12 protein-coding genes are annotated in these 12,209 nt (G+C 69.8%); 5 read left to right on the top strand and 7 right to left on the bottom strand.

What is annotated here, in order from left to right; genetic code table 11:
- Window positions 1-66: 66 nt before the first annotated feature.
- Window positions 67-1,149 (bottom strand): ACR3 family arsenite efflux transporter, encoded by a 1,083-nt coding sequence (arsB, locus tag KV381_RS33250; RefSeq protein WP_030076696.1) that lies wholly within the window; start codon window positions 1,147-1,149, stop codon window positions 67-69.
- On the bottom strand, window positions 1,146-1,454 hold the full coding sequence (locus tag KV381_RS33245; RefSeq protein ID WP_030076694.1) for a helix-turn-helix transcriptional regulator: 309 nt from the start codon (window positions 1,452-1,454) through the stop codon (window positions 1,146-1,148). Before KV381_RS33245 ends, arsB begins: the two co-directional genes overlap by 4 nt.
- Before the next feature lie 71 nt (window positions 1,455-1,525).
- Between KV381_RS33245 and KV381_RS33240 the strand changes: the two genes are divergently transcribed.
- Complete coding sequence (locus tag KV381_RS33240; RefSeq protein ID WP_030076692.1) at window positions 1,526-1,945, top strand: arsenate reductase ArsC; 420 nt, start codon at window positions 1,526-1,528, stop codon at window positions 1,943-1,945.
- A gap of 29 nt (window positions 1,946-1,974) precedes the next feature.
- Window positions 1,975-2,508 carry an NAD(P)/FAD-dependent oxidoreductase gene (locus tag KV381_RS33235; RefSeq protein ID WP_218786965.1) on the top strand — a complete coding sequence of 178 codons (534 nt, stop codon included), beginning with the start codon at window positions 1,975-1,977 and terminating at the stop codon, window positions 2,506-2,508.
- A 259-nt stretch (window positions 2,509-2,767) separates the two neighbouring features.
- Here KV381_RS33235 and KV381_RS33230 read toward each other — a convergent pair whose 3' ends face one another.
- From KV381_RS33230 to KV381_RS33210, 5 genes are all read right to left on the bottom strand, one after another.
- A complete protein-coding gene (locus KV381_RS33230; protein WP_158101234.1) occupies window positions 2,768-2,941 on the bottom strand; it encodes a hypothetical protein in 174 nt (57 codons plus the stop codon).
- A gap of 163 nt (window positions 2,942-3,104) precedes the next feature.
- Window positions 3,105-3,887, bottom strand: a complete 783-nt coding sequence (locus KV381_RS33225) for a methyltransferase domain-containing protein (protein ID WP_218786964.1) — start codon at window positions 3,885-3,887, stop codon at window positions 3,105-3,107.
- Window positions 3,888-3,906: 19 nt separating this feature from the next.
- On the bottom strand, window positions 3,907-5,013 hold the full coding sequence (locus tag KV381_RS33220) for a GTP-binding protein (protein ID WP_218786963.1): 1,107 nt from the start codon (window positions 5,011-5,013) through the stop codon (window positions 3,907-3,909).
- A 37-nt stretch (window positions 5,014-5,050) separates the two neighbouring features.
- Entirely contained in the window at window positions 5,051-6,310 is a 1,260-nt protein-coding gene (locus KV381_RS33215) for a GNAT family N-acetyltransferase (RefSeq protein WP_030076686.1), read from the bottom strand.
- A gap of 30 nt (window positions 6,311-6,340) precedes the next feature.
- Window positions 6,341-7,591: an RCCLKC-tail radical SAM protein gene (locus KV381_RS33210; protein ID WP_030076684.1), complete on the bottom strand. Its 1,251-nt coding sequence runs from the start codon at window positions 7,589-7,591 to the stop codon at window positions 6,341-6,343.
- 860 nt (window positions 7,592-8,451) lie between these two features.
- On the opposite strand from KV381_RS33210, the gene KV381_RS33205 reads away from it, so the two are divergent.
- Genes KV381_RS33205 through KV381_RS33195 form a run of 3 tightly spaced genes read left to right on the top strand, consistent with a single transcriptional unit; the run spans window position 8,452 to window position 11,908 of the window.
- Window positions 8,452-9,363 carry a phosphate ABC transporter substrate-binding protein gene (locus KV381_RS33205; RefSeq protein ID WP_030076682.1) on the top strand — a complete coding sequence of 304 codons (912 nt, stop codon included), beginning with the start codon at window positions 8,452-8,454 and terminating at the stop codon, window positions 9,361-9,363.
- Window positions 9,364-9,365: 2 nt separating this feature from the next.
- Complete coding sequence (gene pstC / locus KV381_RS33200) at window positions 9,366-11,198, top strand: phosphate ABC transporter permease subunit PstC (RefSeq protein WP_078845877.1); 1,833 nt, start codon at window positions 9,366-9,368, stop codon at window positions 11,196-11,198.
- Window positions 11,186-11,908 (top strand): ATP-binding cassette domain-containing protein, encoded by a 723-nt coding sequence (locus KV381_RS33195; protein ID WP_050504727.1) that lies wholly within the window; start codon window positions 11,186-11,188, stop codon window positions 11,906-11,908. Before pstC ends, KV381_RS33195 begins: the two co-directional genes overlap by 13 nt.
- Window positions 11,909-12,209 lie beyond the last annotated feature (301 nt).

Below are 12,209 nucleotides of genomic sequence, written 5' to 3'. Positions count from 1 at the left end.
CCTTCATACGGCTGCGCCTCGCCCCCGCGGAGAGGCGAGGCGCAGAGTAGCGTTTGGGCGGGGCTACTACTGGGCGGGGGCGAACTTCCTGCGCCAGGCCAGCGACACGTACACGAGCGCGACCAGGACCGGGACCTCGATGAGGGGGCCGACGACTCCGGAGAGGGCCTGGCCGGAGGTGACGCCGAAGGTGGCGATGGCGACGGCGATGGCGAGCTCGAAGTTGTTGCCGGCGGCGGTGAAGGCGAGCGTTGCGGTGCGGTCGTAGGTGAGGCCGATCGCCTTGCCGAGGGCGAAGGTGCCGAACCACATCACCGCGAAGTAGACGAGGAGCGGCAGCGCGATCCTCGCGACGTCCAGCGGCTGCGAGGTGACGGTCTTCCCCTGAAGGGCGAAGAGGATGACGATCGTGAAGAGCAACCCGTAGAGCGCCCACGGTCCGGTCTTCGGCAGGAACCTCGTCTCGTACTGCTCCCGGCCCATCCTCCTCTCACCGATCCGGCGGGTGAGGAACCCGGCCGCCAACGGAACGCCGAGGAAGATGACGACGTTCAGGGCGATCTTCCCCATCGAGATGTCGAGCGTCTCGCCCTCGCCGAGGCCGAGCCAGCCGGGCAGCAGGTCGAGGTAGAACCAGCCCAGGACGCCGAAGGCGATGACCTGGAAGACGGAGTTCAGGGCGACGAGGACGGCGGCGGCCTCGCGGTCGCCGCAGGCGAGGTCGTTCCAGATGATGACCATGGCGATGCAGCGGGCCAGGCCGACGATGATCAGGCCGGTGCGGTACTCGGGCAGGTCCGGCAGGAAGATCCAGGCCAGCGCGAACATGAGCGCCGGGCCGAGGACCCAGTTGACGACGAGCGACGAGACCATGAGTTTCTTGTCGCCGGTGACGGCGTCGAGCCTGTCGTACCGGACCTTGGCGAGTACCGGGTACATCATGATCAGCAGGCCCACGGCGATGGGCAGTGAAATGCCGCCGATCTCGACCTCGGCCAAAGCGTCGTTCAGGCCGGGGATCAGCCGCCCGAGCCCGAGGCCGAGGCCCATGGCGAGGAGTATCCAGACGGCGAGGAAGCGGTCCAGCGTCGACAGCTTCGCGACGACCGAGGAATCCGCCGCCTGAGAGGGGGCTTGGGTGGGGGTCACGGACAGGCCCTCTTGTTCTCGGCAGCGGTACGGGCGGATGCGGCCAGGTCGGCGAACTGGCCGGCCAGCTGGGCGATGACGTCCGGCTTCAGGCGGTAGTACGTGAAGCGACCGCAGGGCTCCGTCTCCACCACACCGGCCTCGCGCAGCACGCGCAGGTGGTTGGAGAGGTTGGTCTGCTTGGCGCCCGTCTCCTCGACGAGGTGGGTGGTGCAGAGGGTCTCGCGGGCGAGCAGGGTCACGATCTGGAGCCTGAGGGGATCCGCCAGAACCCGGATCAGATCAGTATCGACTGACGTCATCATGGACTGATACTGTCACATCACTCGCTGCTGATACCAGCCGGGGCTGACCTCTTGCCGGCAAGGAAGAACTGATGACCACCGCTCCGCTCGCGTCCGTGCTCTTCGTCTGCGTCCACAACGCGGGCCGCTCCCAGATGGCCGCCGGATTCCTGCGCCACCTGGCCGGCGACCGCGTCGAGGTCCGCTCCGCCGGTTCGATTCCTGGCGACCAGGTCAACCCGGCCGCCCTCGAGGCCATGGCCGAGGTCGGCGTCGACATCTCCGACCAGCAGCCCAAGGTGCTGACCACCGAGGCCGTCCAGGCGTCCGACTACGTCATCACCATGGGCTGCGGCGACGCCTGCCCGGTCTTCCCCGGCAAGAAGTACCTCGACTGGGCCCTGGAGGATCCGGCCGGCCAGGGTATCGAGGCCGTCCGCCCGATCCGTGACGAGATCAAGGTCCTGATCGAGGGCCTCATCGCCGAGATCGACGCGAAGCAGGAGGCGTGACTCTCTTGACCGACTCGAACCCTGCGACCGTGGACGACGTCCGTGAGGTGATCGTCACAGGCTCCGGACCCGCCGGATACACCGCAGCCCTCTACACGGCCCGCGCCCAGCTCAGGCCCCTGCTCTTCGGCAGCTCGATCTTCGTCGGAGGGTCCCTGACCACGACGACCGAGGTCGAGAACTTCCCCGGCTTCCCCACCGGAATCGACGGACCCGACCTCATGGACAACATGAGGGCCCAGGCCGAACGCTTCGGCGCGGAGATGATCGACGACGACATCGTCTCCGTCGACCTGACCGGAGACATCAAGGAAGTCACCGACAGCGAGATCGCGGAGATCAAGGCCGAGAACGGCATGCGCGCCGGCGTCGTCCTGCGCGACACCTCCACCCGCACGAACCTGCCGGGAGTCTTCGCCGCCGGCGACGTCGTCGACCACACCTACCGCCAGGCCATCACGGCCGCGGGCTCCGGCTGCCAGGCCGCACTCGACGCGGAGCGGTACCTCGCCGCCCTTGCCGACAAGCGCAAGGCCGCCGCGAGCGTCACCGTCGCGGCCTGAGGCCCCAGCGAAGCCCACGCTGTCGGCACTCCCCATGAACACCAGCTCCTGCCCGTCGCGTTGGCGGACCTGCCGGGCAGGAGCTGGCACATTCCACAGGTCGGCTCGACGAGTCGTACCCCAACCGGTCTCTCGTCTTCGTACGGCGGCACGTGAGCACAAGGAGCCGGCAACGGAACGCGTTGCCGGCTGATCTGCTCTGCTCACGGTTCGGACCTGCTCGGCAGACGCCTGCGGAACGGCTGCGACCGCAGGGCCTTCAGCTGGATTCCGGTTCCCCGCACGAGTGGACCGGTGCGCCGATGAGGATGTCGGCGGCGCTGGGGAACTCGGTGATGCAACGGGGGTTGACGGCGTACCGGATGCTGGCACCGGCCCGGCGCCTGGTCAGGAAGCGGACGGTGTGGAGGACATGGGAATCCTTGGCGGCCACGGGGATCGCCTCCACACCGTCGGCAGCGGCGGAGTGCGGACCGGTCGAGCCATCGGGAGCGTGGTCGTCCGCCCACGGTCACGAGGGGACGCGGGCGAGTACAACGGTGCGAACCGTGGCCGGAGCTGTGCGCTCCGGCCACGGTTCGTGTGCGATGACGTGCTCAGCAGCAGGTGCCGCCGGGCTCACACTCCTGCGCGTCGGCATCGACCAGCTTGTGCGCGCGGATGATCGCGGCGTGAAGGCCGTCGGCCGCCTCCTGCGTGAACACGACCTCCGCGTCCTTCAGGCCGACCGCGTCGAGGAGTTCCTTGTACTCGGCCACCGAGAGGGCGCCGGCGATGCACTGGCTGTGTCCGCCCCGTTCGGCCCGCTCCTCGGGGCTGAGCCGGTCCTCTGCGACGACGTCGCTGATGCCGAGGCGGCCGCCGGGGGTGAGGACGCGCGCCATCTCGGCGAAGACGGCGGGCTTGTTCAGCGACAGGTTGATCACGCAGTTGGAGATGATCACGTCGACGGTGTCGGCGGGCAGCGGGATGGCCTCGATCGTGCCCTTGAGGAGGACGACGTTGTCGATCTCGGCGTCGGCGACGTTGCGGGCGGCGAGGGCGAGCATCTCCTCCAGGAAGTCCAGGCCGAAGACGCGGCCGTCGGGGCCGACGCGCCGGGCGCTGAGGATGACGTCCAGGCCGCCGCCGGAGCCGAGGTCCAGGACCGTCTCGCCCTCGCGCAGTTCGGCGACGGCGCTCGGGTTGCCGCAGCCGAGGCTGGCGAGGAGGGCGGCGTCCGGGGCGGTACCGGGGCCGATCTCGTCGTACGCGGCGGGACCGAAGGTCTGCGGGTCGGGCGAGCAGCAGGCGCCGCTCGTCTCGGCTTCCGCGGCCTTGGCCCGGTAGTACTCCCGGACCTCTTCCTGCAGGCTGCCGGCAGTGGTGGTGTCGCTCATGACGGGTGGTCCTTCTCGGTCAGGCGCCGGCGGGGGCGAGGCGGTGCACGGGGCGCGGGTAGGAGGGCTTGAACGACACCGGGGTGGTCGCCGAGGAGGTGACGGCGGCGGCCAGGTCGGCGGCCTTGACGGCCTCGGTGACGGCCGCGTCCAGGGCGTCGGGCTCGCAGGCGACCCGGGCGTTGACGACGGCCCGGCCGGCCGGCGCGTGCGCGTCGACGGCGCGGTCGAGGGTGGGCTGCGCGCCGGACTCGGTGAGGCTGAGCTTGGCGAAGTCGCCGTCGGCCGTCTCCACGGTGATCTTGGCATGGCCGATCACGGCGTCGTGCTCCGCGGCCCAGCCGGACAGCTCCTGAAGGACGGTGCGGGCCCACGCGGTCGCGTCGAAACCGTCCCCGGCGGCGGTGAGGTCGAGCTCCTGGTTCATCCAGGCGAGCTGGGCCTCGGCGGCCGCGTAGCGGTCGTAGTCGATGTCGAGGACGACGTCCTCGTTCGTCGCCGGCGCCTGCCACGCGTCGAGCAGCGTCTCCAGGTGGGCGCCCGTGGTGGCCGAGTAACCGACGACGGTCGCCTTGGGGTTGCTCGTGCGGAGCGAGGCGAGCAGCTCCTCGGCCCGGTCGGCCTTGATGGTGTCCAGCTTGTTCACGGCAATGACGTCGGCCTCGGTGACCTGCTGGCGGAAGAGGTACGACAGATCCGACTCCGGCTCGCCCCGCTCGACGGCACGGGCGAAGGCCAGGTGCCGCAGCGGGTCGACCACGGTGGTCAGCGGGGCGACGACCATGTCGTCGCCGTAGTACTGGCGCAGCGGTCGTACGACGGTGGCCTGGAGGTCCGTGCAGCTGCCGACGGCTTCGGCGATCACCGTGTCGACGCTGTCGGAGGCGACGAGCGCGACGATGGCCTCGACGAGGTCCTCGAACTTGCAGCAGAAACAGCCGCCGGTGACCTCGGCGACGCTGTCGAGCTTGCTGCGCACCAGCTTGGTGTCGACCAGTTCGACGCCCTGGTCGTTGGTGATGACGGCGACCTTGCGGCCCTGCGCCTGGAGCGCGAGCGCGGCGGCGGTCATGGTCGTGGTCTTGCCCGCCCCGAGGAATCCGGTCAGGGGGATGAAGGTGATCATGTGGTCCTTCTCGTCCTTGTCGTGGAGTCGGGCGGGGTCAGCCGCAGCAGCTGTCGCCCGATCCGCCCAAGAGGGGCAGGTTCGCGGGCTGGGCCGGGGCGGGGGACGCGGCGCCGAACGCGGCGCGCCTGCTGTTGCCGAAAGCGTCGAGCCAGGCTTTCGCCTGCGGCCGCAGCGCCGGGTCGGAGAGCAGCATCGAGGTGGTGACCTCGCGCGGCGTGCAGCCGCGCAGCGCCTTCGCCTGGTGGGCTCCGGCGCCGAACTCGACGGTGCGCAGCCCTTCGGCGTAGGCGTCGCGGACGGGCGCGTCGAGGACGAGGGCGAAGTAGATGCCGCTGCGCTCGCCGATCGCCGCGTAGTCGAAGCCGGCCCACTTCGGGAAGAGGCGGTGGTTCTTGCGGATGGTGACGCAGGTGGCGACCAACGCGCCGTCCTTGTAGCCCAGGTAGGCGCGGACGTCCGCGCCCTCGTCGATGAGCGCGGAGAGGATACCGACGATGTGCTCGGGCTCCTCGCCGGCGCCGTTCTTCTCCCTGTTGAGGCAGGTGAGTTCGGCGATGCGGGCGATGTAGGGGCGGATGTCGGTGCCGTCGACGCGCTCGATCGTCACGCCGGCGGCCTCGGCGCGGCGGACGTCGCCCTTGATGCGCTGGCGCTTCTTCAGCGGCAGGGCGGCGAGGTGTCCTTCCCAGTTCGGCGCGTCGAGGCTCATGAAGTCCTCGTAGCCCCAGAAGGTGCTGGACGCTCCGGCTGCGTTGAGCGCGTCGACGAGGGCGTCGTTGCCGCGCCGATCGGGGATCCAGGGGGCGACGATGCAGCGGATGCCGGCTTCGAAGGCGGCGGGCACCAGCTTGTCGACGATCGCCCCCATCAGGGTCGGCGTCCAGAAGTTGTAGGCGACCTCGGTGCGGTAGCCCAGCGGGGAGCCGAGGAGGAGGGTCGGGAAGAAGGGCTCGGTTCCCAGGGCGTCGACCTCGGCGCTGCGCGCGGCGTCGGTCTCGGCGCCGCAGCACACCTCTTCGCCGGAGGGCGCCTGCCACCCCAGGTAGGTGCGCGGCTCGTGGTCGACGACGGGCGGGGTGGTGAGGATGTAACCGGGGAGGAGGGCCAGTTCGCCGCGGGCGCGGTGGGCGAGAGTGTGCCAGGGCTGGATGTCGGGGAGCACCTTCTCCGTGGCGCGCAGCCAGGTGGGGCCGAGGTACGGCCACGAGTCGGTGAGCCCGGCGAGCTCGCCGGTCCAGTCCATGTCCGGGAGGGCCTGGCCGGTGGAGATGACGACGCGGGGTGATCCACCCATGTCAGTGTCCTTTTCGTGTGAGCGGGTGGGTCAGCACTTCACGCAGCAGCGGATCTTGCCGGCGTCTTCGGCGTCGGTCCGGCGCTCCTGCCAGAGCTCCTCGACGCGCTTGTCGGGATGCGTCCACTCGACCCAGAAGCCTCGGTCGACGGTGGCGATGTCCTCCATCCACGGCGAGGAGAGCAGCGGGGAGCCCTTGAAGAGCAGCAGCCGGGTCTGCAGGGCGGTGGGGTCGGTGACCCGCGCCAGGCCCGTCTCGACCAGCCAGTCCTCGAAGCAGAGGAGCTCCTCGTACTCGATCCACGGGGTGAAGGGGATGAACGTCGGGTACAGCTCGAAGCCGATCCGCTCGGCCTCGTCGACCGCCTCGCGCATGTGGTCGACGTCGATGTGCTTGTCGAAGATGCGCAGGATGCGGTTGGAGGGGAACTCCAGGGCGCAGGTGACGCGGCGCAGACCGAGCGAGACGAGCTTCTCCAGCTCCTTCGTGTAGTCCAGGACGTGGTCGACGCGCGTCGTGAACTCGAAGGTGATCGGGCCGATGGCCTCGACGAGACGCTCGACGACACCGATGCCGATGGTGCGCGAATTGAAGAACTCGGCGTCGATGAAGCAGAAGTGCCGGACGCCCTCCTCCGCCAGCTGCAGTGCGTCGGCCAGGACGCTGTCGGCGTCGTAGGCGGCGACGCCACCGTCGTACGCGCCGTAGACGGAGCAGTAGGTGCATTTGTGGTGGCAGCCGCGGGAGGCCTCGATGTTGCCCATCAGGCCGAACGGCGAGTGGTGCGCCGGGTAGTGCACGAGCGAGGGGAACAGGTCCCGCGCGGGCTTGGTGACCGAGATGCGCCGGCGCGGGGGCTTGGGCCGCATGCCCGTGCGGGTCATCAGGGCGGGCACAGCGTCGAGCGCGAGGGTGCCGGCGGCGAGCTGGGCCAGCTCCTCGCTGATGAGCTCGGGCTCCTCCATGATGATGCCGTCGGCGACCTCCAGGAACTCCCGGTGGTTCATCTGCGCGTACTGGCCGAAGGTCACGACCGTGGTGCCGTACGCCTCCGAGACCCTGCGCGCCAGGGCGATCCCCCGCTCAAGGCCCTCGAACTGCTGGACGGAGACGAGCGTGAGGTCGAAGGGGCCTTCCGGAATGGCGTCGGGAAGCAGGTGCGCGTCCCAGCCGACGACGTCGGCGCCGTGATGCTGCAGAGCGGCAGCCGCACACGCGGACGTCAGAGGCTGGAGCTCCGCTTCGAACGCGGAGGCAACCAGAACACGGGCACTACTCACACTTCCCCCCAGGGAGTGATCAAGGAGCGTGACGGATCGAGAGGGGGCCGGGTCAGGGCCCAGGTCGGTAACGACGCTGTCGACCGACCGACGGCCGGAACCCTGCCAGCGTTGAGCGATGTATGTCAATAGATCGATGAATGGCTCAAAGACCATCCCTGTGGACCACCGTCGTCGCGGGGCATCAGTGCCCCGATTCGCCCTCCTCTGTGACTGGATGCGAAGAGAGGTCACTCACCTGAACCCCCTCGCCCACACAGCTGGAAGGCGTCCAGAGCGAGGGTGCCGAGTGCGGTCACCTGGGCTTCGAATGTCGTTGCCGACCGCAGGAGACCCACCTGCCATCTCGACGCATGACTCAAATTCAATCGCCGATCATCGATAATTTCGCCCCACCAGATCTCGCCAGGGCGAGCCCGAGACGGTAGCGTTCGGCCACGGCATCACGGTCCGCACCCGGGGTCAGCGGGTGAACGGCTACCGACGCCTTGATTCTTCAGGCCCTTCAAAGGGGAGTGGGCCGAGCTTCAATCACAGAGACGCGTGCGGACCCGACGGCAACTCGCCACGGTCCGGCGCGAGTTCAACCTGCAAGCGAGAGAGAACTCAGGGAGTTCGGGCTTCAGGCCCTGAACAGTCGTCATCCGCAAGCCCGGTGGTCGCACACCGTCCTCCCGGCGCCCCCGCACTCTCGTCCGGCGCCTCTCCCTGTCCACGCGTCAGGGGCGCGACCGGCGCTCACGTCCACACCTCTTTTCAGGTCCCGACCTCAGACCCGCATGCCCTACGGGTGGCGATCCGCCACCGGCGTTCCCCGATCACCGTCCCTCCATCACCGCAAAGGCACCGCCATGTCTTTCATGTCCACCGAATCCCGCAGCAGAGCAGCGCGCCTCACCGGCCGGCGCGTCCGCCAGGGCGCTTCCGTCGCCTCCGCCTCACTCCTCCTCTCCGCCGCCCTGACCGGCTGCGCCGGCTCCGCGAAGGCCGGCTCGGACGCCATCCAGGCCAGCGGCTCCACCACCGTCGCCCCGGTGGCATCCGATGCGGCCGAGGCGCTGAAGGCCAAGGGCCTGAACATCACCGTCGCCACCCAGGGCGGCTCCGCCGGCGGCATCTCCCAGCTCGGCACCGGCCAGATCAACATCGCGCTGAGCTCCAAGCCTCTGTCGGAGAAGGACCAGAAGGCCTACCCCGACACGGACTTCGTGACCACGCAGATCGGCGCGGACGCCGTCGGCGTGATCATCACGAAGGAAGTGGCCGACGGCGGAGTCAAGGACCTGACCAAGGCGCAGGTCGCGGGCCTGTTCGAGGGGAAGATCACCAACTGGAAGGAGGTCGGCGGCCCCGACCTCCAGGTCTTCGTCTACGACAAGGAGCCCGGCCGCGGCACCCGTGAGGTGCTCGACAAGTTCATCTACGGCAAGGGCGAGGCGCCGGCCCCGCCCAAGTCCGCGAACTACGCCATCGTGGGCGGCAACCTGGAGACCCGCAACAAGCTCAAGTCCACCCGCGGTTCCATCGCCCCGCTGTCCACCGGTTTCATCGAGGGTCACCCCGAGTTGGTCGCCGTGCCTCTGGAAGACGTCGCCCCCACCCTGGAGAACGTGGCGTCCGGCAAGTACCCGATGACCCGCCCCCTGTACATGATCACCAACGGCAGGCCGAAGGACGGCGTCAAGCAGTACATCGACTACATCCTCTCGCCCGAGGGCCAGAAGCTGCTGCCCCAGCACGGCTACCTCACGCGTGAGCAGATGGGCCTCTGATCATGGGTCTCACTCTGGAGCGCCCCACCCAGGCGCCCGGACCCGCCGTGCCGCGGCCCTCCCCCGGGAGCGGCCGCGGCAGCCGGGCGAGATGGGTCTGGGGCTGGGCCTACAGCGGCATCCTGTCGGTGCTGCTCACCCTCACGGTCCTGCTCGGCTACCTGGTCACGGGCATCGCGAGCGGAACCGTCGACTGGACGGCACTGCTCACCTCGTCCACCTGGAGTCCGGGGAACCTCGCGTTCGGCGGCCTGGCCATGATCTACGGATCGGCGGTCGTCTGCGTCCTGGCACTGGTTCTCGCCGTCCCCGTGGGCTGGGCGGCGGCCGTCGCCCTGTCCGAGTACCTTCCGCCTCGCCTCGCCAAGCCGCTGCGCCTGAGCATCGAACTCCTGGCAGCGGTCCCCTCCATCGTCTACGGCCTGATCGGCATCATGGTGATCCGGCCCTTCGTGGCGGATCTCGGTGACGTGCCGGGCGGAGACAGCCTGCTCGCCGCCGGCATCGTCCTCGCCGTGATGATCATGCCGACGATCGTGGCGGTCAGCGTGGACGCGCTGGCCGCCGTACCCGGGCGGTACCGGGAGGCCGCGTACTCGCTCGGCCTGACCCGGCGCGAGGTCGTGCGGTCGGCCGTCCTGCCCCAAGCGCGTCCCGGCATGCGGGCCGGCGTCCTGCTCGGCCTGGCGCGGGCACTGGGTGAGGCCATCGCGGTCTTCATGGTCATCGGCCGCGCCGACGACCGGCTCCCCGAGTCACTCGGAGACGCCTTCTCCTTCCTCGTACGCCCCGGCCAGACGCTCACCACCAAGCTGGCCGGCCCCGAGCCGATGCTCGCAGGCACCTCCGGCCCGTACTTCGCGGCCCTGTGCGGGCTGGGCATCATCCTGCTGACCCTGGTTGCCGTCGCCACCGTGTGGGGCACCCGCGGATCCACGGGACGAGCCGTACGCGTTCCACGTGCCCGGCGGTCCTCCGCATGGCTGCGCATCCCGAAGGACCGGCTCACCACCGCAGTCCGGCTCGGGGCCCTGCTGCTGCCGGGGGCACTCCTCGTCGGCATGCTCGGCATCCTGCTGGCCCGCGGCGGCGCGGCGCTCAATCCGGTCTTCTGGTTCACGGCCTCCGAAGGTGCGGCGGGTGGCGGTATCCGCGACCAGATCCTCGGCACCCTCCTGCTCCTTGCCACCACGGCCCTGATCGCACTGCCGCTCGGCTACGGAGCAGGCATCGTGATCGGCACGCGTGCCTCGGCGAAGACCGCTCGCGTGCTGGAGACGCTGACCGTGGCGGTCGGCGGAACGCCCACGATCCTGCTGGGCCTCGCCGGGTACGTCCTCTTCTGCACGACCATGGGCTGGGGCCGCTCCTGGCTGGCCGGCGCCGTGGTCCTGGTGCCTGTCGTGATCCCGGTGGTCGCCCTCACGACGGCAGGCCGGATTCGGAGCATGCCTGCGGAAATCACCGAGGCCGCGCTCGCGCTGGGCCTCACGAGCTCCCAGTACGTCCGCTCGGTGGTCATCCCGTACACCTGGCCGGCCACGCTCACCGGCCTGCTTCTCGGCCTGGCCCGCGCGGCGGGAGAGACGGCCCCCCTGATCTTCACCGCCACGGTGTTCTTCGGGGCACCCGCCCTCCCGACCGGCATCGTCAACGCTCCGGTCCAGGCCCTGCCCACGCACATCTTCACCCTGTCGCAGGACTCGGGCGCCCCCGAGGCGATCGCCCAGGCATGGGGCAGCGCTCTCGTCCTGGTCCTGATCACCGCGGGCCTGCTCAGCCTCGCGGTCCTCCTGCGCAACCGCTTTGAAGGAGCCCGACGATGGACGACCTGACAACCGGTCTCGCTCCGCTGGACGACGCGGTCGACAAGACTGTCATCGCGGTCCGCGACCTGCAGATCTTCGACGGCACGAAGCGCCTGGTCGGTCCGGTTACCTTCGAGCTGGCCACCGGATCCACCACCGGCCTGTGCGGCCCGTCGGGCGCGGGCAAGTCCACGGTGCTGCGCGCCCTGGTCGACCTGCTGCCCCGCGGGCTCCGCCGCGAAGGTGAGGTGCGGGTCCTCGGCCGTCCCGTCCGGTACGCCAAGGGCGACGCCGGCCTGCGCAGCACGGTCGTCCTGGTGCCGCAGACCCCCGTGGTCTTCGGCGGCAGCATCCTGGACAACGCCCTGTTCGGCCTCCGCCACCTGGTACGGGCGTCCCGGACGGAACTGCACGACCGCGCCGAGCAGGCACTGCGCGAGGCGGGCCTGTGGAACGAGGTCTCCGACCGCCTGGACACGCCGGCCCAGACCCTCTCCAACGGCCAGCGCCAACGACTCTGCCTGGCCCGCGCCCTGGCCCTCGAACCGGCGGCACTCCTGCTCGACGAGCCGACCAGCGCCCTGGACGAGCGGAGCCGCGACACCGTCGAGGAGTCCGTGGCAGCCCTGCGGGGCAACCGGACGGTCCTGCTCGTCTCGCACGACCCCGCGCAGGTGGAACGACTCTGCGACCGGACGGTCCGCATCGACCTGCCGACCACCGCAGCGGCGGTCTGAACGCTCGTCCACCCCACAGGACTCAATGGACTTGGGCCCGCCCTCGCAGCGAGAGCGCGACGGCGGGCCCAGGAGCGTGATCGGGATCTCGGCGGCGCCACCGGCCAGTACCGCGCTGGTCGACGGGCGTGGGTCCGTTCCAGTCCAAGATCCTGCTCAGGCGCCTTACCGCGGGTCGAGGTTCAGCAAGCGGGGACACGTCCGGGACGCATGCTGACCGTTTGCTGACCTGAGGGGGCACATGATGCCCCTGACCTGCGGCGACGCCGAACAGCTAGATCTTGGACTTGAACATGGTTCG

This window comes from Streptomyces sp. WY228, assembly GCF_019287315.1.
Taxonomy (GTDB): Bacteria; Actinomycetota; Actinomycetes; order Streptomycetales; family Streptomycetaceae; genus Streptomyces; species Streptomyces caviscabies.
Note: the sequence above shows the minus strand (reverse complement) of the source record. Positions and strands in the feature narration are given on the sequence as shown.

Bases quoted from the DNA above. Each gene is read 5' to 3' on its own strand.
- KV381_RS33245 (WP_030076694.1), bottom strand. From the start codon at position 1,454: ATGATGACGTCAGTCGATACTGATCTGATCCGGGTTCTGGCGGATCCC.
- KV381_RS33240 (WP_030076692.1), top strand. From the start codon at position 1,526: ATGACCACCGCTCCGCTCGCGTCCGTGCTCTTCGTCTGCGTCCACAAC.
- KV381_RS33225 (WP_218786964.1), bottom strand. From the start codon at position 3,887: ATGAGCGACACCACCACTGCCGGCAGCCTGCAGGAAGAGGTCCGGGAG.
- KV381_RS33220 (WP_218786963.1), bottom strand. From the start codon at position 5,013: ATGATCACCTTCATCCCCCTGACCGGATTCCTCGGGGCGGGCAAGACC.
- KV381_RS33215 (WP_030076686.1), bottom strand. From the start codon at position 6,310: ATGGGTGGATCACCCCGCGTCGTCATCTCCACCGGCCAGGCCCTCCCG.
- KV381_RS33205 (WP_030076682.1), top strand. From the start codon at position 8,452: ATGTCCACCGAATCCCGCAGCAGAGCAGCGCGCCTCACCGGCCGGCGC.
- pstC (WP_078845877.1), top strand. From the start codon at position 9,366: ATGGGTCTCACTCTGGAGCGCCCCACCCAGGCGCCCGGACCCGCCGTG.
- KV381_RS33195 (WP_050504727.1), top strand. From the start codon at position 11,186: ATGGACGACCTGACAACCGGTCTCGCTCCGCTGGACGACGCGGTCGAC.